This window comes from Phyllobacterium calauticae, from assembly GCF_019991125.1.
Classification (GTDB): Bacteria; Pseudomonadota; Alphaproteobacteria; order Rhizobiales; family Rhizobiaceae; genus Phyllobacterium; species Phyllobacterium calauticae.
Window position 1 is genome coordinate 291,025 of record NZ_JAGENB010000006.1, and the last position, 21,400, is coordinate 312,424.

The 21,400-nt window shown below is 56.2% G+C and carries 21 protein-coding genes and 1 pseudogene; 8 read left to right on the forward strand and 14 right to left on the reverse strand.

Annotated elements, in window-relative coordinates; translation table 11 throughout:
• Positions 1-8 precede the first annotated feature (8 nt).
• From nuoG to J1W56_RS20845, 9 genes are all read right to left on the reverse strand, one after another.
• The gene (gene nuoG, locus J1W56_RS20805; protein ID WP_223615189.1) at positions 9-2,090 is read right to left on the reverse strand and encodes an NADH-quinone oxidoreductase subunit NuoG; all 2,082 of its coding nucleotides are present in this window, start codon (positions 2,088-2,090) and stop codon (positions 9-11) included.
• Positions 2,091-2,193: 103 nt separating this feature from the next.
• Complete coding sequence (locus tag J1W56_RS20810) at positions 2,194-2,787, reverse strand: NADH-ubiquinone dehydrogenase (protein ID WP_223615190.1); 594 nt, start codon at positions 2,785-2,787, stop codon at positions 2,194-2,196.
• A gap of 12 nt (positions 2,788-2,799) precedes the next feature.
• Positions 2,800-4,104 carry an NADH-quinone oxidoreductase subunit NuoF gene (gene nuoF / locus J1W56_RS20815; RefSeq protein WP_105735490.1) on the reverse strand — a complete coding sequence of 435 codons (1,305 nt, stop codon included), beginning with the start codon at positions 4,102-4,104 and terminating at the stop codon, positions 2,800-2,802.
• A gap of 66 nt (positions 4,105-4,170) precedes the next feature.
• A complete protein-coding gene (gene nuoE / locus J1W56_RS20820; RefSeq protein WP_223615191.1) occupies positions 4,171-5,169 on the reverse strand; it encodes an NADH-quinone oxidoreductase subunit NuoE in 999 nt (332 codons plus the stop codon).
• Positions 5,169-6,359, reverse strand: a complete 1,191-nt coding sequence (locus J1W56_RS20825; protein ID WP_223615192.1) for an NADH-quinone oxidoreductase subunit D — start codon at positions 6,357-6,359, stop codon at positions 5,169-5,171. Before J1W56_RS20825 ends, nuoE begins: the two co-directional genes overlap by 1 nt.
• A 42-nt stretch (positions 6,360-6,401) precedes the next feature.
• Positions 6,402-7,010, reverse strand: coding sequence for an NADH-quinone oxidoreductase subunit C (locus tag J1W56_RS20830; RefSeq protein WP_223615193.1), 609 nt, complete (start codon positions 7,008-7,010; stop codon positions 6,402-6,404).
• A 9-nt stretch (positions 7,011-7,019) separates the two neighbouring features.
• A complete protein-coding gene (locus tag J1W56_RS20835; RefSeq protein ID WP_223615194.1) occupies positions 7,020-7,601 on the reverse strand; it encodes a NuoB/complex I 20 kDa subunit family protein in 582 nt (193 codons plus the stop codon).
• The gene (locus tag J1W56_RS20840) at positions 7,592-7,957 is read right to left on the reverse strand and encodes an NADH-quinone oxidoreductase subunit A (RefSeq protein WP_091883778.1); all 366 of its coding nucleotides are present in this window, start codon (positions 7,955-7,957) and stop codon (positions 7,592-7,594) included. Before J1W56_RS20840 ends, J1W56_RS20835 begins: the two co-directional genes overlap by 10 nt.
• Positions 7,958-8,398: 441 nt before the next feature.
• Positions 8,399-9,610: an MFS transporter gene (locus J1W56_RS20845; protein WP_223615195.1), complete on the reverse strand. Its 1,212-nt coding sequence runs from the start codon at positions 9,608-9,610 to the stop codon at positions 8,399-8,401.
• 891 nt (positions 9,611-10,501) lie between these two features.
• Here J1W56_RS20845 and J1W56_RS20850 point away from each other — a divergent pair.
• Both J1W56_RS20850 and J1W56_RS20855 read left to right on the forward strand, forming a co-directional pair.
• Positions 10,502-10,693: a hypothetical protein gene (locus J1W56_RS20850; RefSeq protein WP_223615196.1), complete on the forward strand. Its 192-nt coding sequence runs from the start codon at positions 10,502-10,504 to the stop codon at positions 10,691-10,693.
• 39 nt (positions 10,694-10,732) lie between these two features.
• Positions 10,733-12,016 (forward strand): tyrosine-type recombinase/integrase, encoded by a 1,284-nt coding sequence (locus J1W56_RS20855; protein ID WP_223615197.1) that lies wholly within the window; start codon positions 10,733-10,735, stop codon positions 12,014-12,016.
• A 24-nt stretch (positions 12,017-12,040) separates the two neighbouring features.
• Here J1W56_RS20855 and J1W56_RS20860 read toward each other — a convergent pair whose 3' ends face one another.
• Positions 12,041-14,104: an ATP-dependent helicase gene (locus J1W56_RS20860; protein WP_223615198.1), complete on the reverse strand. Its 2,064-nt coding sequence runs from the start codon at positions 14,102-14,104 to the stop codon at positions 12,041-12,043.
• 236 nt (positions 14,105-14,340) lie between these two features.
• Here J1W56_RS20860 and J1W56_RS20865 point away from each other — a divergent pair, with 236 nt between their 5' ends.
• The 5 genes from J1W56_RS20865 to J1W56_RS20885 all read left to right on the forward strand — a co-directional run bounded on the left by J1W56_RS20865 (position 14,341) and on the right by J1W56_RS20885 (position 18,269).
• Entirely contained in the window at positions 14,341-14,532 is a 192-nt protein-coding gene (locus tag J1W56_RS20865; RefSeq protein ID WP_223615199.1) for a hypothetical protein, read from the forward strand.
• 312 nt (positions 14,533-14,844) lie between these two features.
• The gene (locus tag J1W56_RS20870) at positions 14,845-15,555 is read left to right on the forward strand and encodes an SOS response-associated peptidase (protein WP_223615226.1); all 711 of its coding nucleotides are present in this window, start codon (positions 14,845-14,847) and stop codon (positions 15,553-15,555) included.
• An 89-nt stretch (positions 15,556-15,644) separates the two neighbouring features.
• A complete protein-coding gene (locus J1W56_RS20875) occupies positions 15,645-16,109 on the forward strand; it encodes a hypothetical protein (RefSeq protein WP_223615200.1) in 465 nt (154 codons plus the stop codon).
• Positions 16,110-16,591: 482 nt separating this feature from the next.
• Positions 16,592-16,831 carry a hypothetical protein gene (locus tag J1W56_RS20880; RefSeq protein ID WP_223615201.1) on the forward strand — a complete coding sequence of 80 codons (240 nt, stop codon included), beginning with the start codon at positions 16,592-16,594 and terminating at the stop codon, positions 16,829-16,831.
• A gap of 640 nt (positions 16,832-17,471) precedes the next feature.
• Positions 17,472-18,269 carry a TylF/MycF/NovP-related O-methyltransferase gene (locus J1W56_RS20885; RefSeq protein ID WP_223615202.1) on the forward strand — a complete coding sequence of 266 codons (798 nt, stop codon included), beginning with the start codon at positions 17,472-17,474 and terminating at the stop codon, positions 18,267-18,269.
• Between the two features lie 47 nt (positions 18,270-18,316).
• Here the strand turns inward: J1W56_RS20885 and J1W56_RS20890 are convergent, their stop codons facing one another.
• The 3 genes from J1W56_RS20890 to J1W56_RS20900 all read right to left on the reverse strand — a co-directional run bounded on the left by J1W56_RS20890 (position 18,317) and on the right by J1W56_RS20900 (position 19,815).
• Positions 18,317-18,619, reverse strand: a complete 303-nt coding sequence (locus tag J1W56_RS20890; RefSeq protein WP_223615203.1) for a hypothetical protein — start codon at positions 18,617-18,619, stop codon at positions 18,317-18,319.
• Between the two features lie 90 nt (positions 18,620-18,709).
• Positions 18,710-18,988 carry a hypothetical protein gene (locus J1W56_RS20895; protein ID WP_223615204.1) on the reverse strand — a complete coding sequence of 93 codons (279 nt, stop codon included), beginning with the start codon at positions 18,986-18,988 and terminating at the stop codon, positions 18,710-18,712.
• Positions 18,988-19,815: a lysozyme family protein gene (locus J1W56_RS20900; protein WP_223615205.1), complete on the reverse strand. Its 828-nt coding sequence runs from the start codon at positions 19,813-19,815 to the stop codon at positions 18,988-18,990. Before J1W56_RS20900 ends, J1W56_RS20895 begins: the two co-directional genes overlap by 1 nt.
• A gap of 459 nt (positions 19,816-20,274) precedes the next feature.
• On the opposite strand from J1W56_RS20900, the gene J1W56_RS20905 reads away from it, so the two are divergent.
• The gene (locus tag J1W56_RS20905; RefSeq protein ID WP_223615206.1) at positions 20,275-20,865 is read left to right on the forward strand and encodes a class I SAM-dependent methyltransferase; all 591 of its coding nucleotides are present in this window, start codon (positions 20,275-20,277) and stop codon (positions 20,863-20,865) included.
• 347 nt (positions 20,866-21,212) lie between these two features.
• Here the strand turns inward: J1W56_RS20905 and J1W56_RS20910 are convergent.
• Positions 21,213-21,400, reverse strand: a pseudogene (locus tag J1W56_RS20910) (hypothetical protein); the annotation flags it as partial.

Below are 21,400 nucleotides of genomic sequence, written 5' to 3' on the forward strand. Positions count from 1 at the left end.
TTCCCCGCCTACTCGGCCGCCTGCTTGAAGCCGCCCTTGGCCAGCGCGGAACATTCAGCCATGACGGCTGAGGCGCGGGCGATCGGGTTGGTCAAGTAGAAGTCTTGGACCGGCGATACGAAGGCCGTCTTGTCAACGGTGCCCGACGCATTGGCCAGTTTCTTGATGTCGGCAGCATCACCGGCCTGGATGGCGTCGACGACGGCCAGGTGCGGGTATTCTGCATAAAGTTTTGCACGCAGGGCGGCAAGCGAGTCGAAGGGCAGCTTCTTGCCGAGCACATCGGACAGTGCGCGCAGGATCGCCCAGTCTTCCTTGGCATTGCCCGGCGCAAAGGCGGCACGGTTGGTCATCTGCACACGGCCTTCGGTGTTGACGAAGGTGCCGGACTTTTCCGTATAGGTCGCGCCCGGCAGGATCACGTCGGCATTGTGCGCGCCCTGATCGCCATGGGTGCCGATATAGACGGTGAAGGCACCGCCCTTGCCGGCCCAGTTCAGTTCGTCGGCGCCGAGCAGGAACAGCACGTCGAGTGCCCCCTGCATCTGCGCGACCGACTTGCCGCCTTCGCCCGGCACGAAACCGATATCGAGTGCACCGACACGGCTTGCAGCCGTATGAATGACGCCGAAACCGTTCCAGTCATCGGCAAGCGCGCCGGTATCCGCAACGATCTTGGCAGCGAGACCGAGAACCGCATTGCCATCCGCACGGCTGAGCGCGCCCTGCCCGATGATGATGATCGGCTTCTTGGCCTTCTTCAGCACCGCATGGAATTTCAGCGACCCGTTGGCAAGTTCCGCCAGGGTGTCCGCACCGGCGCCGAGATATTCGTAGTTGAAGCGCAGGTCGGCCTGTTCGCCGATCAGCGCAATCGGAATTCCGGCAGCCCGCCAGCGCTTGCGCAGGCGGGCATTGAGCAGCGACGCTTCAAAGCGCGGATTGGAACCGATGATCAGTACCGCGTCAGCGTCTTCGATACCGTCAATGCTTGGATTGAAGATATAGGAGGCGCGGCCATTGGCCGTGTTCAGGACCGTCCCGTCCTGACGTCCGTCGATATTGGCGGAGCCGAGCGATGTGACGAGCTGCTTGAGCGCATACATTTCCTCGACGCTGGCGAGATCGCCGGCAATCGCGCCGATCCGGTCGCCGGTCGTCTTGGCAACGGCAGCCTTGATCGCCTCGAACGCTTCCGGCCAGCTTGCCGGAACCAGACGGCCATCCCGACGCACATAGGGGCGGTCGAGGCGCTGGGTGCGCAGGCCATCCCAGATGAAGCGGGTCTTGTCGGAAATCCATTCCTCGTTCACCGCCTCGTTGACGCGCGGAAGCACGCGCATCACTTCGCGGCCACGGGTATCGACGCGGATCGACGAGCCGACGGCATCCATCACGTCGATGGATTCAGTCTTGGTCAATTCCCACGGACGGGCCTGGAAGGCGTAGGGCTTGGATGTCAGCGCACCGACCGGGCAAAGATCGATCACATTGCCCTGCAGCTCCGATGTCATCGCCTGCTCGAGATAGGTGGTGATTTCGGCATCTTCGCCGCGGCCGATCAGGCCGAGCTCGGAAATACCGGCCACTTCGGTGGTGAAGCGGACGCAGCGCGTGCAGTGAATGCAGCGCGTCATGACCGTCTTGACGAGCGGTCCGATATATTTGTCTTCAACGGCGCGCTTGTTTTCCTTGTAGCGCGAGGAATCCACGCCAAAGACCATCGCCTGATCCTGCAGGTCGCACTCGCCGCCCTGATCGCAGATCGGGCAATCCAGGGGATGGTTGATCAGCAGGAATTCCATCACGCCTTCGCGGGCCTTCTTGACCATCGGCGTGTTGGTGAAAATCTCCGGTGTCTCGCCGTTCGGGCCCGGACGCAGGTCGCGTACGCCCATGGCGCAGGACGCGGCAGGCTTGGGCGGTCCGCCCTTCACTTCAATCAAGCACATGCGGCAATTGCCGGCGATCGACAAACGCTCATGGAAACAGAATCGCGGCACCTCGGCACCCGCCGTTTCCGCAGCCTGCAGAAGCGTGTAGTGATCCGGTACTTCGATTTCCCTACCGTCGACTTTGATCTTTGCCATCGTCTGTCCAACCTCGCGGAACATTCCGCATTTTCATTTGGCATTCCCGCGAAACCGCTGAAATACCTTCAATTGCTCCATGCCGGTCCAGGCCAGCATGGCTTTATTCGGGCTTCCCCCCCGCCAAGACAGCGGATTGTTTGACCCACTCATCCCGCACGATACGCCCGCCGAATTTCAGATGATCATCGACCCAGGCAATCTCCTGGGGTGACCATGCTGCAATCTGCGCATGGGTGTAGATGCCAAGACCGTTCAAGACCTGCTCCAGCTTCGGGCCAACGCCCGAAATCCGCTTCAGGTCATCCGGCAAGACCGGCTTTGCGATTGCCGCCGGTTTCGACGGCCCCGTTGAGACCACCGCCAGCTTGGCTTTTTTGCCGGCAACCGCCTTTGGTGCGGTTTCTGTCGCCTTGTTACGTATGATCGTCTTTAACTCAGCAACATCGGGCGCCTGCTTTGCCGCGGCCGCCGGCGACCTGTCCAGCGGCTTCAGCTTCGTGTTGGCATCAAGCATACCGGCAAGAGCACCGGCCCACAGCCCCCACATCTGACTGGCGATGCCGAGACCCAGAACAGACGCCGCCGCCATCGCGCCCATCGGCGGTGTCAGCAGATTGGCAGCCGGAACGACCTGCTTCGGCATCACTGCCGACCAGTCCGCACCCGATCGCTTGTCTGTTCCGGTATCCGGCATGGCCCTTCAACCCTACTCTGCTGCGACAAGCACGGGGCTTGCCGCAGAAGCGTTGCGTGTGAACTCATCGATACGGCGTTCGATTTCCGGACGGAAATGCCGGATCAGACCCTGTACCGGCCATGCCGCCGCGTCGCCGAGCGCGCAGATGGTGTGGCCTTCGATCTGCTTGGTCACGTCGAGCAGCATGTCGATCTCGCGCTTCTGCGCATTGCCGACCGCCATGCGTTCCATGACGCGCCACATCCAGCCGGTGCCTTCGCGGCATGGCGTGCACTGGCCGCAGCTCTCGTGCTTGAAGAAGTAGGACAGGCGCGCAATGGCGCGAACGATGTCAGTGGACTTGTCCATGACGATCGCAGCCGCCGTGCCGAAGGACGACTTGACGTTGCGCAACCCATCGAAATCCATCGGGCAATCAATGATATCAGCAGCCGGAACGACCGGGCAGGACGCGCCGCCGGGAATAACCGCCAGCAGATTGTCCCAGCCGCCGCGAACACCGCCCGCATGCTTGTCGACCAGTTCACGGAATGTGATGCCCATGGCTTCCTCGACCGTGCATGGACGGTTGACGTGACCGGAGATCATGAACAGCTTGGTGCCGACATTGTTCGGACGACCGATGCCGGAGAACCAGGCAGCGCCGCGGCGCAGGATCGTCGGGGCAACGGCAACCGATTCAACATTGTTGACGGTGGTCGGGCAGCCATAAAGACCCATATTGGCCGGGAATGGCGGCTTCAGGCGCGGCTGGCCCTTCTTGCCTTCAAGGCTTTCCAGCAATGCGGTTTCTTCGCCGCAGATATAGGCGCCGGCGCCGTGATGGACGTAGATATCGTAATCCCAGCCGTTCTTGTTGTTCTTGCCGAGCAGCTTGGCGTCATAGCATTCGTCAATGGCGGCCTGCAGCGCTTCACGCTCGCGGATATATTCGCCGCGCACATAGATGTAGCAGGTGTTGGCGCCCATGGCGAAACCGGCAATCAGGCAGCCTTCGATCAGCGTATGCGGATCGTGGCGCATGATATCGCGGTCCTTGCAGGTGCCCGGCTCGGATTCGTCGGCATTGATGACGAGATAATGCGGGCGTCCGTCGCTTTCCTTGGGCATGAAGGACCACTTCAGACCCGTCGGGAAGCCGGCGCCGCCACGGCCGCGCAGGCCCGATGCCTTCATCTCGTTGATGATCCAGTCACGGCCCTTGGCGATGATCCCTGCGGTGCCATCCCAGCAGCCGCGTGACATCGCACCCTTCAACGACTTGTCGAAAAGGCCGTAAATATTGGTGAAGATGCGGTCTTTGTCAGCGAGCATATCGCACCCGTCCTACTCTCTTCGTCCATTCTCCAGCGAAAACGCACATCGTTTCCGCCAATGATCTTATCTCGGCTTCTTGCCGAAAACCTTGATGTACTCGGCTTCGCCGCCCTTGGCCAAGGCCTTGGCTTGCTTCACCCAGTCGTCGCGTTCGATACGGCCCTTGAAGTTGAGGTAACCGTCAACCCATTCGCGCTCAGCCTTTTTCCAGCCGGCGACCTGGGCAAATGTATAGATGCCGAGTTCATGCAGGATGCCTGCAATCTTCGGGCCGACGCCGGAAATCAGTTCGAGATCATCCACGACGGCAGGCTTGTCGATCGCGGCCGGACGGTTCTTGTCCTCGAGCGATACGGCCTTTGCCGGTGCTTCGTCCTGCTTTGCCGCACTGGCGGCCGGAACAGCAGCGGCATCGGCAGCCTTTGCCGCGCGCTTCGGCTTGGCCGCGCCATTGCCTTCGATCAGCGTCGTTGCGCCGCCCTCAGGGGCGGAGAAATAACGGTCGATCTGCGGGCCGGGCGTGATTGTATCGCCCTTGCCGGCTTCGAAAGCATCGATGATTTCCTCGAGGCGTTCGGGCGTCAGATCCTCATAGGTATCCTTGAACACCATGATCATCGGCGCGTTGACGCAGGCACCGAGGCATTCCACCTCTTCCCACGACAAAGTGCCGGATTCGTTGGTGTGGAACGGCTCATGATGGATGCGGTGCTGGCAGACCTTCTTCAGGTCTTCCGCGCCGCGCAGCATGCAGGGCGTAGTGCCGCAAACCTGGATATGGGCACGGGTTCCGACCGGCTTCAGCTGGAACTGCGTATAGAATGTCGCCACTTCGAGAACGCGGATCAGCGGCATGTCGAGCATGACGGCAACATGCTCGATGGCAGCCTTGGTGACCCAGCCATCCTGTTCCTGCGCGCGCATCAGCAGCGGAATGACTGCGGACTGTTCGCGGCCCTTGGGATATTTCTTGATGGTCTGCTTGGCCCAGGCAGTGTTTTCGCGATTGAACGCGAAGGCTGCTGGTTGGACGCTATCTTCTGCAAGACGACGGACGGACATTAGCGATCAACCTCACCAAATACGATATCGAGCGAGCCGAGGACAGCGGAGACGTCGGCCAGCATGTGACCACGGCACAGGAAGTCCATGGCCTGGAGATGGGCAAAGCCCGGGGCGCGCAGCTTGACGCGGTATGGCTTGTTGGAGCCATCAGAAACAAGGAACACGCCGAATTCGCCCTTGGGCGCTTCAACGGCAGCGTAAACCTCACCGGCAGGCACGTGATAACCTTCAGTGTAAAGCTTGAAGTGATGGATCAGCGCTTCCATCGACCGTTTCATCTCGCCGCGCTTCGGCGGAACGATCTTGGCGGACATGTTGGAAACAGGCCCTACCCGCTCCTTGCCCAGCAGGAGATCGACGCACTGGCGCATGATGCGCACCGACTGGCGCATTTCTTCCATGCGGATGAGATAACGGTCGTAGCAGTCGCCGTTCTTGCCGATCGGAATATCGAATTCCATCTCGGAATAGCATTCATAGGGCTGCGACTTGCGCAGGTCCCAGGCAGCACCCGAGCCGCGCACCATGACGCCGGAGAAACCCCATGCCCATGCGTCTTCCAGCTTCACGACGCCGATATCGACGTTACGCTGCTTGAAAATGCGGTTCGGGGTGATCAGGTCGTCGAGATTCTTGACGGTCTGCAGGAACGGATCGCACCACTTGCCGATATCCTCGATGAGTCTGTCGGGGAGATCCTGGTGCACACCGCCGGGACGGAAATAGGCCGCATGCATACGGGCACCGCAGGCGCGCTCGTAGAACACCATCAGCTTTTCGCGCTCTTCGAAGCCCCAGAGCGGCGGCGTCAGGGCACCGACGTCCATGGCCTGCGTGGTCACGTTCAAAAGATGCGAAAGAATACGGCCGATTTCCGAGAACAGAACACGGATCAGCTGGCCGCGCTTGGGCACCTCAATGCCGAGCAGGCGCTCGACGGCCAGCGCATAGGCATGCTCCTGGTTCATCGGCGCCACATAGTCGAGGCGGTCGAGATAGGGCACGGCCTGCAGATAGGTCTTGGCTTCCATCAACTTCTCGGTGCCGCGATGCAGCAGCCCGATATGCGGGTCAACGCGCGCGACCACCTCACCGTCCAGTTCAAGCACAAGGCGCAAAACGCCGTGCGCCGCAGGATGTTGCGGGCCGAAGTTAATGTTAAAGTTGCGGACGCTGTGTTCAGTCATATTTCGCTTCCTGGCGTCTTACACGTCTGTATTCGCACGCATTCAATTCGCTTTGGCCTTCTCATCACCCGGCAGCACATAATCCGTGCCTTCCCAGGGTGACTGGAAGTCGAAATTGCGGAATTCCTGCCGCAGTTCGACAGGTTCATATACGACGCGCTTGACCTCGTCGTCATAACGGACTTCGACGAAGCCTGTCAGCGGGAAATCCTTGCGCAGCGGATGGCCGTCAAAACCGTAGTCGGTCAGGATGCGGCGCAGATCCGGATGACCGGAGAACAGCACGCCATAGAGATCGTAGGTCTCGCGCTCATACCAGTCGGCACCGGGATAGACCGGCGTGGCGGAAGGCACGGGTGTATCTTCGTCCGTCGCCACCTTGACGCGGATGCGCAGATTCTGGCGCGGCGACAGAAGATGATAGACCACGTCAAAGCGATGCGAGCGGTAGGGATAATCCACGCCGCTGATATCGATCAGCGAAATGAACTGGCACTGCACGTCGTCACGCAGGAAGGTCAGAACATCCAGCAGTTTTGCCGTGTCGACTTCAACGCTCAGATCGCCATAGGCCAGGGCCACCGAATTCAGCGACGCACCCAGCTTTTCCTGGAGGTAGCTGGAGAGTTCATTCAATGCTTCTTCAAACATCGCCCTCTCCTATCGCTCGATCGTGCCGGTGCGGCGGATTTTCTTCTGCAGCATCAGAACACCATAGAGCAGCGCTTCGGCCGTGGGCGGGCAGCCCGGCACATAGATATCCACCGGCACGACGCGGTCGCAACCACGCACCACCGAATAGGAATAGTGATAATACCCACCGCCATTGGCGCAGGAGCCCATCGAGATGACGTAGCGCGGCTCAGGCATCTGGTCATAGACCTTGCGCAGCGCCGGAGCCATCTTGTTGGTCAGCGTGCCGGCAACGATCATCACGTCGGACTGACGCGGTGACGCGCGCGGGGCGAAGCCGAACCGCTCGCCGTCATAGCGCGGCATGGAGGTGTGCATCATTTCGACCGCGCAGCAGGCAAGGCCGAAGGTCATCCACATCAGCGAACCGGTGCGCGCCCAGGTGACCAGCGCATCGGCGGAGGTTACGAGAAATCCCTTGTCGGCGAGCTCATTGTTGATCTCACCGAAAAACGCATCATCGGAACCGATCGGCTTGCCCGTACCGGGATCAAGAATGCCTTTGGGTTTCGGTGCCACGAGGGTGGTTTGGCTAGCGGTCAATCCCATTCCAGCGCTCCCTTTTTCCACTCATAGATAAAGCCGATTGTCAGAACGCCGAGGAAGATCATCATCGACCAGAAACCGAACCAGCCGATCTTGCTGAAGGCCACGGCCCACGGAAAGAGGAAGGCAACTTCCAGATCGAAGATGATGAACAGAATCGAGACAAGATAGAAGCGGACATCAAATTTCATGCGGGCATCATCGAATGCGTTGAAGCCGCACTCATAGGCCGACAATTTTTCCGGGTCTGGCGACTTGTATGCGACCAGAAAAGGCGCAACCAACAGTGCCAAACCGATTACCAGCGCTACCCCGATGAAGATAACGATGGGCAGGTAGGAACTTAAAAGCTCGTTCATGATCCGACTTTTTCCGCCTTGTGAACTCAGGCTGACAAGAATGCCATGTTATGCACATGACTGCCACCAATACGCGACAGACCGCACCAGCTTTGACACCGGTACGATGCGGCGAGGGTTAGCGCGTTAGCGCCATGCGCGCAAGTGCAACAATCGCCCCAATACCACCGGTTTTTTGTCACCATTTCGTGACGCATATCCATAAAAAGCCGCGAATTTCGCAGTTTTAAGCCAGTTTGGCCCGCAAAACACAGCTGAATCACTCTTTAGAATGATATTAATGTGCCTTGCCGGCCTGTTTGTCCGCGACGTGGTATTCAGAACTGCGACATTCGGTCCTATAAACGATTTAGGACAAAATGCAGATATGCCGCGCGCGTGGAAACAGCACGCGCGCCAGGGCGCGAATGCTGTTGTGCAGAGTCTGGGAAAGAGGGGCGCTTAGAGACCCGCGAGAGGCTCCAGACTGAGCCTTTCCCCCTCTTCGGATAGATATTGCTTCTTCTGCGCCCTGCGGTCGAGCAGCAGCGACCAGACGGCCACGCCAAGACCGAGCAAGGCCAGCGCCGATCCCACGAAGGGCAGGTTCTGATAAGACACGCCCCAGGTGAGCGCCGCGCCGCCAACCCAGGCACCGGCGGCATTGCCCGCGTTGAATGCGCCCTGGTTGAGCGTGGCCGCCAGATTGGGCGCTTCGCTCGCGGTTTCGACCACCCGCATCTGCAACGGCGGAACGATGACGAAGGTCAGCATGCCCCACAGGAACACCACGGCGATTGCCGCTGCCGCCGTGCCGCTGACTTCCGCCAGCAGGGCATGGGTGAACACCACGGTGACCAGGGTGCCGATGACGGTGGGCATCAGCTTCCAGTCGGCAAGCTTGCCGCCGATGACATTACCCACGGTCATCCCAGCTCCGAACAGCAGCAGGACCCAGGTCACCGCCGCGGTCGACAGGCCGGACACATCGGTGAGGATCGGCTTGATGTAGGTAAAGACGGCAAACAGGCTGCCGGAGGCGAGCGCCGAGATCAGCATGGCAAGCCAGACCTGCAGTTTGCCGAGAACCTTGATCTCGCTGAGAATGCCGCCGCCCTTCTCTTCTTCACCGGCCGCGGGAACCAGCAGCGCGATGGCGATGACTGCGGCGACACCGATGGCGACGACCGCATAGAAGGTCGAGCGCCAGCCGTAGAGCTCGCCGAGGGCGGTACCGGCGGGCACGCCGAGAATATTGGCAAGCGTCAGGCCGGCGAACATCAATGCAATGGCACTGGCGCGCTTGTGGCGCGGCACCAGGCTGGCAGCCACCACTGAACCTATGCCGAAGAAAGCACCGTGCCCGAAGGCCGTGACGACGCGGGCGATCATCAGCATCCAGTAATTGGGGGCAATGGCGCAGAACAGATTGCCGACGACGAAGAGCATCGCAAGACCAATGAGCACGGGCTTGCGCGGCAGGGATGCCGTGGCAATGGCGATAATGGGTGCACCGATGACGACGCCAAGCGCATAGCCGGTCACCAGCAGGCCTGCATGGGGGATGGTGACACGCAGGTCGGCCGCGACTTCCGGCAACAGACCCATGATCACGAATTCGGTGGTGCCGATGCAGAAGGAGGCAATGGCAAGAGCGAGAATCGGCAAGGGCATGGGCGGCAACCATCGGAGCTGGAGTAAGGAATCATGCTGCCTAGTCCACAAGGGTTTCACAACTGATTTTTGTGCAACGCAGCAATGCATTTATGCGGGGCGATACATCCCGGTGACGAATCGTATCCACGGGTTGAAAAACAGCGGAAAAGATTCGCCGTCCGCATACCAGCGGAAAAACAGACAGGACTGATTTTCCTAAGCCGCATCAGAAACCGGCAGGCGCCAGAGGGGCGAACCGGAGAGCGGCGGGCAGTGGACCATGGGAATATTCGGGAGAGAAGAGATGCAAGCGTGCGGGGCACCACTTTCCGTAATATCAAGCATTTACATCAATTGCTTGAGAGGGAAAGTGGCGCGAGTGACGGGGCTCGAACCCGCGACCTCCGGCGTGACAGGCCGATTGAATGATTTTTGGAATCAATCAGTGTTTCAAATCCACTGATGCTGGATCAAGCGACAAAACCCCGCAAAGTTGAAACCATTTCGCGTAGCATCACTCTTTATATATACGGATATCTGCGGGGGACATTTTTGATGGCGAAACCGCTCCCAATCCCGGCATCTCGCAACGCACTGCCGAAAAAGTGATTCGGGCATTGCCCCTCTTACTCTCGGTCGACACTTTGCTCATGGGGATATTTGCGGACCAGAATCGTGCAGCGACGCTCATCTCTGACTACTGGAGCTCTGACTTCCTGGGCTTTGATCTGGGTCACTGCCGGCTTCATGCCTACCTATGGCGTGCCTGGCTCACGTTTCGAGGGTGCTGTCAGTCAGCAACAGTCTGATTCTGTATTGCGCCCACCAATGAAATCGATTTTCTGCGCAAACTTATCCACCTGATACAGAACTGCGCGATAATCCCTCCGGCAACTAGTGGAGGACCGCATGATTACCTTTCAGACTGTCTTTTTTACCACTCTTTCGCTTACCGCAGCGAGCGGAGTAACCGCAGCATGCATCGCGCTCTTTGGCGACACGCGTCGAAACGAGGGTCAGCGGATCGTTGTCGAAAAGTTTGCCCAAATCGCGTTGTTCGGCGCCGTGACAGTGGCGTCCCTGCTCGTCGTTTCCATCTGATGAACGCCAGCATTTTTTACACACGTCTTGGAGCGCAACATGGGACATGAAAACGCCTTTGGATTTCACCTCTCTGACGATACGGCGCGAGCAACATTACCGCCGCGCGGAGCACCTTACTGGCAGGTCACCGAGTATTGTCGGGCCATAGGGTTTCAACACTATCCATCGGGCCGGTGCTTTTGGCTGGGTCGTGTGCGACTTCAGGATGGAAGCTATAGACAGTATCGACTAGGCTCGGTCAAAACGGATGGCAATGCGATCGGCATGGCTTTCCCTGAAGCCCTACAAAAGGCTCAAGAGTGGTTCTCGGAAGTGCGCGTCCGCCTCGCCACCAGCGACTCTTTCCCGATCGGCAGTAAGGAAGAACTCAATATCTGCCCTATTGGCCCAATATTCACACTAGGCCACGCCCTGCATGATTACATCGAGTGGAAACGACTAGCGGCGGCTCGATCGCATTTCCTGACGCTCATTTCACTTGTGAACCACCACCTTGTTCCCACGTTGGCGAGCATTCCAGCACACCAGTTCAACGGCGATTTGGTAAGGAACTTTGTCCGGGATGTCCTTGAGACCCCTCCCCGATATTCGAGGAGCAAATCGGCACCAAAACGCCCTATCACCAAGATGAACGACGAAGAACTGCGCAAGCGGAAGAAGACCGTAAATACGTTGCTTAGCATTCTCAGGGTCGCGGTGTTGATGGCCTGGGAAAACGGCAAGATCGAGTCTGAGCGCGCCTGGCGCTGTATCCGTCGTCTGCCACTGATCGAACGCCCCCGAATTCTGCATCTCAACCGGGCTGAGTGTCGCCAACTGATTGATCATTGCGACCCATCCATACGTCAGTTGGTCCTAGGGGGACTCTATACGGGTTGCCGAATCACCGAACTGATACGCATGAGAGTATGCGACGTTGGGCGTGATGGTCCGGGTGTGTTTGTGACCCCTGTGAAGTGCTATAGGGAACGGTTTGTATTCTTGCCCAACGAGGGACTGAGTTTCTTCCAAAACCTCACTGTCGGGAAATTGTCAGACGATCTCATATTCTTGAAGGCAAATGGGCGCCCCTGGTACCGGTGTGACTACAAATACGTTTTCAAGAAAGCGGTCATCGCAGCGGGGCTGTCGCACGCGTTTTGCTTCCACGGATTGCGGCACACCTATGCAAGCCAACTGGTAGCGGCCGGTACGCCACTCCTCGTCATTTCTGAACAGCTTGGACATCGGAATGCAGCCACCGTGATACGGACATATGGACATATGGCACCCCAAGCACGTTTGTCAGAGGTGCGCAGCCGGTTCGAAGCCCTTACCTAGAAGCTAGTCCAAATCATGGATTGCTTATCCCCACATGCCGCGCATGCGCGCAGCAATGTCGACACGCACATTGCGTGCGTCGGCCTGTTTTGCGGTCTCCTGGCGTACCTTCGGCCAGGTCATGCATTCAAAATACTGCAGAAGTGTTGCCGGAATGAACCGCGTCCGCGAGGCGTAAACATGCCGGTCGCCTTGAGCATTCTGACCATGGGTAAAAAACCGCTGCGGCAGTACCAGGTGCAGATCATCCCTGGCACGCGTCATGGCAACGTAGAGCAGACGCCGCTCCTCTTCGAGCTCCGGTCTTGATCCGGCACCAAGATCGGACGGCATGCAGCCGTCTACCACATTGAGCACGTAGACGGACTTCCATTCCTGCCCCTTGGCGGAATGAATGGTTGAAAGGATGAGATAATCCTCGTCCAGCAACGGAACACCGGATTGATCACTGGTGGCATCGGGCGGATCGAGTGTCAGTTCAGTCAGGAAGCGCTCACGCGACGGATAACCCGCAGCAATCTGCTGGAGTTGCAGAAGATCGGCCTGACGCATTGTTGCGTCTTCATGCAGGCGATCAAGGTGCGGCTCATACCAGATACGGATCTGTTCGAGTTCTGCCGGCCATCCGCCTTTGCGCAGATGAACGTCCTGCAACATTTGAACAAGGTCTGCCCACTCAGAACCCGCACGAACGGGCACCGGAATAGTGTTCAATGCAGCCAAGGGATCGGCATGCACCGTCATTTGATCAAGGACACTTTGCGCCGATGCCGGACCAATACCGGGCAATAATTGCATCAGGCGGAAACCGGCCACGCGATCCCGTGGATTCTGCACAAATCGAAGGGCGGCGAGCAGGTCTTTGACGTGGCTGCTGTCGAGGAATTTCAATCCGCCGAATTTCACGAACGGAATGTTGCGCCGGGTCAATTCCACTTCCAGAGCGCCGCTGTGGCTTGATGTGCGGAACAATACCGCCTGGTGTTTGAGCAGGGAGCCCGCCTCGCGGTTCTCAAGCACCTGTTCAACGATGTAACGTGCCTGCTCGCTTTCGTCGCGCACGGTGACGAGCCGCGGCCGCTCCACCGACTGGCGTTCCGTCCAGAGGTTCTTGGTGAAGCGTTCCGATGCCAGATCGATGACGGCATTTGCCGCGGTGAGAATAGGCTGCGTCGATCGATAATTGCGATCAAGGGTAATGACATCGGCCGCCGGCGAAAACGACGCCGGAAAGTCCAGAATGTTGCGCACCGTGGCCGAGCGAAACGAATAGATGGACTGAGCATCGTCGCCAACGACAGTGAGCCCTCGCCCCTCCGGTTTCAGAGCCAGCAGGATCGACGATTGCAGCCGGTTCGTGTCCTGGTATTCATCGACCATCACGTGATCGAACCGCGACCCAATGTCTTCCGCCAGGAGTGGATCGCTCACGGTCTGACACCAATAGAGCAGCAGGTCATCGTAATCGAGAATGTTCTGGGCCTGCTTGGCTTCAACATAGCCTGCGAATAGCTGACGGAGCTGCGGTCCCCACATGGCACACCATGGGAAATGGTCCTTCAGGACTTCCTCCAGCGGGCGTTCCGAATTGATGGTTCTGGAGTAGATGGAGAGACAGGTTCCCTTGGTTGGAAAGCGGTTCTCCATCTTGGAGAAACCGAGTTCATGGCGAACGAGGTTCATCAGGTCGGCGGAGTCTTCCCGGTCATGAATGGTAAAGTTCCTGTCGAGCGATATCTGATCACAATATTCCCGCAGAAGTCGCGCACCGATGCCATGAAACGTCCCGGACCATTCAAGAGCGTCGCTGTAGGCCACGCCCTTTGATCCCAGTACCTGGTTGCAAATGCGCTCAACCCGCCGCGCCATCTCGGCGGCGGCTCGTCTGGAAAACGTCATCAGCAGGATGCGGCGGGGATCGGTTCCATTGACAATCAGATGTGCAACGCGGTGGGCGAGTGTATTGGTCTTGCCCGACCCGGCCCCGGCGATGATCAGCAACGGGCCAGCGGCTGTTGTCTGGGCCCCCACACCATATTCAACAGCACTTCGCTGTGCCGCATTCAGTTTGTCCAGATAGGTCGCCATAGAATCTCCGTGCAGACGAACCCGGCGGGAATCATCAGAACATAGCAGGAACGTAGCGCCGTCCAATGTCAACAGGAAAGAGATCCACACATGTCTTGACTCTTCCGCCTAATGAGAACATTTGTAGAACAGAACGCTGCGGCGACGTTCATTGCACAATTTGAATCTGAACAACCCCTACTGTCTCGCGCGATGGGGAGCGGACAGGCTTTGTCTCTTGAAGGAGAAACAGGCCGATGAATGAGCCGGTATTGAAACACGAAGACGAGATTGACCAGATCATCGCCGATCACGGTGGAGACTTCCGGGCTGCAATTGATTCGATCCTGAAGGACAACGCCTTCCTGATCAAAGAGATTGAATGTGCCGCTCTGGTTGCTGGGCATGGCTACGCCCGTGGATGGAAGCCAAGAACATTCAGGCATTGACTATGGGTAGAAGTCGAGGCGCACTGTCGCAAACAGCGCTCAATAGTGAGTATTCCTATCAAGTGATGCTCAGGTTAACGCCAGCCACTCGAAAACTATCCACTGAGATTGCTATGTTTGCACGCGACCATCATGCGTATGGTCTGCATGAGTATTTCAGATTTGAAGAAGAAGACGCGGAATATTGTGTCTATTGCTTTCCGACATTCATTGAGGCTGAATTGTTTGCCAATGCCTACGGCGGCGAGTTCCTATCCTCTGCAGACCGGCAAAAGGGCAACTGGCGGCCACGCAGCCGTGTCGGAGGAGAACATGTGCGGACGGGTTATCGTTAGGACGACCATCGCGGGATTGATCAACAGTTTCACGTTTGCCCATCGCAAGGAAGGTGATGGGCTGGACGATCTGCCACCAAGATACAATGGCTCTCCGCGCCAGGATTATCCCCTGATCATCCACGAGGACGATGTCGAGGGCCCGGTGTTCGTATCTGCAAACTGGGGCTTCATACCCGGCTGGATGAAAGACCCCAAGGGTGGTGCAAGGCCGATTAACGCGAAGTCTGAAACCGTGGCGACGAATGGCATGTTTCGGCATGCGTACAAGAGCCGACGCGCCCTGATGCCCATTGATGGTTTCTTTGAATGGAAGGCGATCAAGGGCAGCAAGATCACGCAGCCCTATGCTATCGCCATGAAGTCACTGCAACCATTCTGCATTGCCGGTATTTGGGAGCACTGGTTTGATCATGAGGTCGGTAGGCGTGTTCGCACATTCTGCGTCCTCACCTGCCCGGCCAATGACCTGATGCAGGCAATCCATGAGCGCATGCCGGTGATCCTGCACCCTGAGGACTATCAACGCTGGATCGCAAATATTGAGCCAGACCCTAACGATCTATTGACGCCCTTCCCGTCCGAGCTGATGACCATGTGGCCAGTGTCCTCAAAGGTCGGCAATCCAAGGAACAATACGTCCGATGTCGTGGAGGAAATTACCCTTCCGCCAGAGAATGGTCTTTAAAGAAACGCTCTCATGCGAACGCGATTGGAACTCGGGGTGCAGCATTCCCGTAACGGCGGCCTTGTGATCGCAAAGGGATCAAGTATCATTTGCCGATGGAAACAAACCCCAGTGCGCCACTTGATCCAGAAAAAAACGAAGGCATCGTACTGCTTTGCCGTTTCCTTTTATTCTTGGTTGGCTTCTTATTTTTTGTTTCCATTATAAGTGGAATCACAACGTACTTTTACGTTGGCTGGCAGGGCGACAAGAGTATCTTTCCTGGTATAATAATCGATAGCGGATTCGAAATGGCCGTCTTCGCAGCAATACTGCTTTCGATTTTTTCATTCATACCAGCGGTGATCATGACTGTAATTACATTCTACCAGTCGCACAACAATGCCATACCACTTGCCTTGTTGGGCGGGATAACCGGGGTAGTGGCCGCGGCCCCATTCTTGAGCACGAAGCTTGCACCGATCTTGGTTCTGCCGGGAGTTGGATGGGCATCTGGTTACATTCTTCACTTTATCGCTGTCCGTATTTCGGACTATTTCTGGAGAAGGTGGTAAGTGGGATGTGTAACCTTTACGGGATGGCTGCCGGCTTTCAGGCAATGTCATTCATCCTACGAACGGCAGATGAAATCGACGTGTGGATGAATGCGCCGGCCGAAGAAGCATTACAGTTGCAAAGACCCCTGCCTGATAATGAACTGGTCGTGTTGAAGCAATGAACTGGTTCAGGAAGATCATAGCGACTTGGAAAGACGCAGCGCATATCCCCAAGGGCGAACGGCCCTATGTGATGGACGAAATATTCAAACCTTCGTCGTGGAAGATCATAGGGGGCTACGTCGTGGTTATGTGTGTGGTTCTGACGGTTCTTGCTCTTGTCAATAACGATACATTTTCAGAGTGGGTGGGCCTTCCATTAGTGGTCGGATTTGGTCTGGTCCTTCAGACCCTCATCCAAGATAAAATCCTATTCGGCACCAGTATTAAGCCCACTCGATCAAGCGCAGAAATGGAAGTTTCGCCAAAGGAACACTCTCATGAAAATCAAAGCGCCAAAGGCCAAAGGCAAATACACTGATCGTTTCGAAGATTGCCAGCTGGCAATTGAGGATGGATTGATTGATCTGATCGGGGCCGCGTCAACTGCCGGATGGAGTCAGCAGGAAGTGATTACAGCGATCGGTAGTGTCTCAGTTTGGAATTTGAAGCCGCGAACACGGTTGTCACGTCAGCCGCCGAACTCATATATGTATTTTCCGGTAAGCATAGGGGGCTAGATGCCGCGAATTTGGAAGATTGTTCGGCACGGCTCAGCGGAACCTTGGGAAAAAATCATCCCTGAGGACCAGGTGGCGACAAGGGACCTGGTCATGCTCCTTAGTAATTTGGCAATGAGCCACTGCCCACCCAGTCCCACGATACCAGCGATAAGGGACTACTCGCCCTACACTACGTCGCTCACCAACAGAAACGACCGCTTTGGTAATGTGAGCTACACCATGTACTCCAGCTGCAGCCGCATCCACTACATAGCGACTTTGGAGAATCCATCGAATGCCGACGGACCTAACGGACAGAGGCGCCCGCGCCGGAAGGCACCGTGAAGAATTATTCGCCGCGATCATCGCCGTTGCGGAAAATACGGCTCTTGCCTTAGATGCAAAGGCAAAGACAGTCGTCGATATTCGCCTGTTGAAATTGATGACAAAGAAATAATGAAATGTCCGAAACTTCCAAATAACCAGGACCCGAATGACAGGCGCTACCGGTGCTCAAACTAACTGAAGATGAGTTTATTTGTCACGACTCAACAACGCCACAACTATCGCATGGTGAATTCACTTCCATGACGCTTCTGACACGTTTATATATATTCAAGAAGGCCAGTAGACCCGCCTCCTCTTTGGGAGAACTCTGTTGCTACAAACATTGCTCGGAAAGCTTGGCTTTAACGGCCGAGACATGAGACGCCAACCCTTACCAACCGACATCAATGTCGAAGAGGCTGATGGAGCCATTTATGATCAAGACGGGCTGCGGTCTATTCATAACCATGATTTCATGCGGCAACCAAGTTTCAATGCTGCATATCTGCGCGGTATAACGGCGGCCAAACAAGACTACATGTGGCATTGGCGCGTACATGTAGGACTTTGGGCCGCTTCTGTTGCAGCTAAGCTCAAAGGTGACTTTGTTGAATGCGGAGTGAACAAGGGATTCTTATCGTCCTCTATCATGCAATACCTGGATTGGAACTCTCAGGGCAGGATGTTCTTCCTGCTTGATACATTTGCCGGATTGGACACGAGGTTCATTTCAGACGAAGAGGTCGAGAAAGGTGCCGTCGAAAAAAATAAATGGATGATTGAAGTTGGCAATTACATTACCGACGTGGAGCCAGTTCGAGAAAATTTCTCGCAATGGCAAAACGTAAAGATCATACAGGGCGCAATACCCGAGACATTGAATCAGATCACGACTAAACGGATTGCATTTGCTAGCATCGATATGAATTGCAGCCCGCCAGAAGTTGCAGCGATGGAATTTTTGTGGCCAAGACTCGTTGATGGCGCAATGGTCGTGTTCGACGACTATGCATATAATGGCTATCGTCCACAGAAGGTAGCAATGGACCAGTTTGCCAACGATCGTGGTGTAACAATTCTCTCGCTGCCTACTGGTCAAGGTCTTTTAGTGAAAAGCCCCGGCTATTAGCAAATTGGGCGGATGAAGTATCCGGGGCTTAGATTAGAAGGAATACTTTAGACTCGCTTCCCGGGTGCCAATGCTGCCAGGACGGCGTCGAGCCGCCTGTTCGTTTCTCTCTGACCTTCCCTCATTTCATCGCGCAGTTCCTTGATTGCATCGTCCGTTCGGGTCTGTTGCCCGTCGTGATCGACGCGCCGGACATATTCGTCGCGAACGCGATTGATCCGGTCATGGAGCGCATTGTCTCCAGCCTCGCGCGATGCCGTGAGCGAGCGGAAGGCGGCGATGATTGTCCCACCTAGGAACGTGAACAAGCCCGCAGAAATGCCGATGAGCCATTGTATATCCTTATCCATCACCAGCACTTTCGTGTTTTACCGAAGGCATTATGTGAAGCGACCTGATTGGCAAATGGCCGGTCAGTTTTCAGAATGAAGACGGATGTCTCAAGGCTCGGGGTCAGCTTGGAGAAACCGTCGCACACATTTTGCTTCGTCGTCGTCTGACAGCCCGAAATCACCGCACAAAGCAGCAGCATCGGAAGAAGATACCGTTTCATTGATTTCATTCCTTTTACGGAGAACCTGCACCGAGGTTTCGAGCGCCGACACAGCGGCTTGCTGGCGGCCTTCATGCTTGCCATAGAGATAGACAGGGGCAGTGGCGATCAGCACGCCTAGCACAGCCCCTGCCCCGATTTGCCAGTATTTGAGCGCGGCCAACATCAGGTCAACCCCAATAGCTTGCGGACCTGCGGCATGGAGGTGACGGCATAAATGCCAACGCCGATCAGCACGGCAACAAGGGCAAGCTGCACCCGCCAATCGAGCGCACCGAAAGCGGCGAGTGGTGTGCCAATGATCGTGGCAAACCACGTCCAGAACCGCTTTGAAGTGCTCAATGACTTGGCAGCATCCTTTTTTGTTCCCGAGATCGGCATGGCGGACTTGTCGACGTTACTCGCCGCAGTGGGCGGGAGTCCTGTTGCCTTGACCCGATCAAGAACGGCTTCGACGGTCTCAGGCCTGACCAAGGACTTGTTGAGGCCGTCACCGGCATAGAAGGACTGGCCACGGCCGACAGTGCGAGAACCGCCCTTTGTAGCCGCAAGGACAGGGAAAGACGCCCATTCCTGCGCGAGGCGCTTGCCAAACTCCGTCCGGTCGATCTTCCCGACCATGAAATCCTCATAGCCCCGCCGTTTCAGGAGGTGATAGGCGAGCCGATCCTGAAAGTCAGCGTCAAACGCCTGCGATCCTGATAGACCAAGCTCGCGAGACAGGCCTTGGAGTGTGTCCCGCATGAATTGGGGAGCGCCGGACGCTGACGAAGCCGTGCCATAGCCCCAGTTCTGTTTCACCCAGGCCTTGTTCGACCAGTTGCGCTGTGCATCCATCAACTCGCCCAGCGTCATCTTTGTGATGGGCTTGGGAAGCCGGTTCTGGCGATTGCCGAAGATGATTTCATAGCAATCGGGGGGCGGACTGCCGGCGTCGGTTCGATAAACAAAGTCGAGCAGCAGCGCCGCCCCGCGAGGGATGGTTCTGTCCATGATGATTTCCTGTCTTGGTGGTGGAGAGAGAAAAATGTTATGACGCCCTGACAATTCTGGTCGGGGATCGATCGTGTCTATTGATATGTCTAAATCAATGTGGAGTAAGCACGCGATTCAACGAGCTCTCATCGTGCGTATGGAAACCTTTGAAATAGATGGCACTATCGTAAAGTTGCATTAATGACGCCAGAATGTTCAGTACGATTCACTGAGCCATGGCGATTGAGTATGACTGCTAGATGCGTATGTTCACGTATCGCCTACGCTAGCGTTCCCACGATTTGATGGGGTAGAATTATGGTTTCTAATTCGCAGACGATGTTTAGTGCCGTCTCGCTGTGTCACATCTGCAATGAGCACAAAGAATTCGTTGCACCAGACAATTATGAGACTTGTAGAGATGGCCTTCATTCCCCTCAGTGTGGTCATGGTTGGTGCGTCACACGCGAACGAGCCATGGCAACGGTTCTATTTTCGTTGTTTAGCCGAGATGAAGTAAAGCAACTTACGATTCACGACGTTGCCCCGGCAGAACGAGGACTGTCCTATTGGTTGTATCTCAATGCCGCGAAATTGACGCCCACAGGCTATTTTCCAAACAAGCCGTTTGGCTCTACGGTAGACGGCCTTCGAAACGAAAATTTAGAGAAACAGACATTCGATGATCAAATATTTGATGTCGTCACTCATCTCGACGTAATGGAACATCTGTTTGATCCGTTTCTGGCTCTGAGCGAAATCTATCGAACTTTGAAGCCAGGGGGGTATTGTCTTTTTACGACGCCAACTTACGACAATCGGTCAAAATCTGAACAAGTGGCATTCATTGAGAACGGCAAGCTCAGGATTATTGGTGAACCTGAGTATCATGGGAATCCTCAAGACCCTGAGGGTTCCCTTGTTACGTGGAGGTATGGTTACGATCTCCCCAAACTGATCCAAGAGCGAACAGACTTTGACGTCGAAGTTCGCCGCTGGCAGTCAAAGGGTGTAGCCGTCATGGGACCCATGAACGAAGTTTATATCTTGCGCAGACCTAACCAATAACAGCCAATTGTCGAACGACGCCACTGGAGTCTTTTACAAACATGCGCCCTGTAATGGGCGTGTCGCTCTGTGTCGCCTATCCACCGAGCCAATGCAAACCGCCTCCTTTTGTGCTGAGCCTGATATGAATGTCAGCGTCACTACCCTCAGCCCCAATAACCAATGGTTGCCCAGGCGCGCTTGATTTAACAACAATTTTGTTGGCTGTCCCATCGGTGGTAGTAATACTTGCCCCATAGTCAGTGGCAAATGATGCGTTGCATAGATACCTTTGGCATCCATTCCGGGGGAATGGCCAAGATAAATTCCTTGATGTTGTGAGGTTGGAAGGCCGAGAGGCCTAAGTGCTAAAGCGCAGCGGCCGCCATGAAAAAAGCATCGACCTGTTCCGGCGTGAAGCCGAGAGCGGTAAAGCCTTGCTGCAGCATTTCATCAGTGCGGACGAATGAGCCCGCCTTTTCATAGACAAGACGGATGGCGCGCGGCTGCGATGCCACCCAGTCTTCGACCTGATCGTAAATACCCGGATGGGTTG

What these genes read in the sequence shown, in the direction of transcription:
- nuoG (WP_223615189.1), bottom strand. Translation starts at nt 2,090, where the DNA reads ATGGCAAAGATCAAAGTCGACGGTAGGGAAATCGAAGTACCGGATCAC.
- J1W56_RS20810 (WP_223615190.1), bottom strand. Translation starts at nt 2,787, where the DNA reads ATGCCGGATACCGGAACAGACAAGCGATCGGGTGCGGACTGGTCGGCA.
- nuoF (WP_105735490.1), bottom strand. Translation starts at nt 4,104, where the DNA reads ATGCTCGCTGACAAAGACCGCATCTTCACCAATATTTACGGCCTTTTC.
- nuoE (WP_223615191.1), bottom strand. Translation starts at nt 5,169, where the DNA reads ATGTCCGTCCGTCGTCTTGCAGAAGATAGCGTCCAACCAGCAGCCTTC.
- J1W56_RS20825 (WP_223615192.1), bottom strand. Translation starts at nt 6,359, where the DNA reads ATGACTGAACACAGCGTCCGCAACTTTAACATTAACTTCGGCCCGCAA.
- J1W56_RS20830 (WP_223615193.1), bottom strand. Translation starts at nt 7,010, where the DNA reads ATGTTTGAAGAAGCATTGAATGAACTCTCCAGCTACCTCCAGGAAAAG.
- J1W56_RS20835 (WP_223615194.1), bottom strand. Translation starts at nt 7,601, where the DNA reads ATGGGATTGACCGCTAGCCAAACCACCCTCGTGGCACCGAAACCCAAA.
- J1W56_RS20840 (WP_091883778.1), bottom strand. Translation starts at nt 7,957, where the DNA reads ATGAACGAGCTTTTAAGTTCCTACCTGCCCATCGTTATCTTCATCGGG.
- J1W56_RS20845 (WP_223615195.1), bottom strand. Translation starts at nt 9,610, where the DNA reads ATGCCCTTGCCGATTCTCGCTCTTGCCATTGCCTCCTTCTGCATCGGC.
- J1W56_RS20850 (WP_223615196.1), top strand. Translation starts at nt 10,502, where the DNA reads ATGATTACCTTTCAGACTGTCTTTTTTACCACTCTTTCGCTTACCGCA.
- J1W56_RS20855 (WP_223615197.1), top strand. Translation starts at nt 10,733, where the DNA reads ATGGGACATGAAAACGCCTTTGGATTTCACCTCTCTGACGATACGGCG.
- J1W56_RS20860 (WP_223615198.1), bottom strand. Translation starts at nt 14,104, where the DNA reads ATGGCGACCTATCTGGACAAACTGAATGCGGCACAGCGAAGTGCTGTT.
- J1W56_RS20865 (WP_223615199.1), top strand. Translation starts at nt 14,341, where the DNA reads ATGAATGAGCCGGTATTGAAACACGAAGACGAGATTGACCAGATCATC.
- J1W56_RS20870 (WP_223615226.1), top strand. Translation starts at nt 14,845, where the DNA reads ATGTGCGGACGGGTTATCGTTAGGACGACCATCGCGGGATTGATCAAC.
- J1W56_RS20880 (WP_223615201.1), top strand. Translation starts at nt 16,592, where the DNA reads ATGAAAATCAAAGCGCCAAAGGCCAAAGGCAAATACACTGATCGTTTC.
- J1W56_RS20890 (WP_223615203.1), bottom strand. Translation starts at nt 18,619, where the DNA reads ATGGATAAGGATATACAATGGCTCATCGGCATTTCTGCGGGCTTGTTC.
- J1W56_RS20895 (WP_223615204.1), bottom strand. Translation starts at nt 18,988, where the DNA reads ATGTTGGCCGCGCTCAAATACTGGCAAATCGGGGCAGGGGCTGTGCTA.
- J1W56_RS20900 (WP_223615205.1), bottom strand. Translation starts at nt 19,815, where the DNA reads ATGGACAGAACCATCCCTCGCGGGGCGGCGCTGCTGCTCGACTTTGTT.
- J1W56_RS20905 (WP_223615206.1), top strand. Translation starts at nt 20,275, where the DNA reads ATGGCAACGGTTCTATTTTCGTTGTTTAGCCGAGATGAAGTAAAGCAA.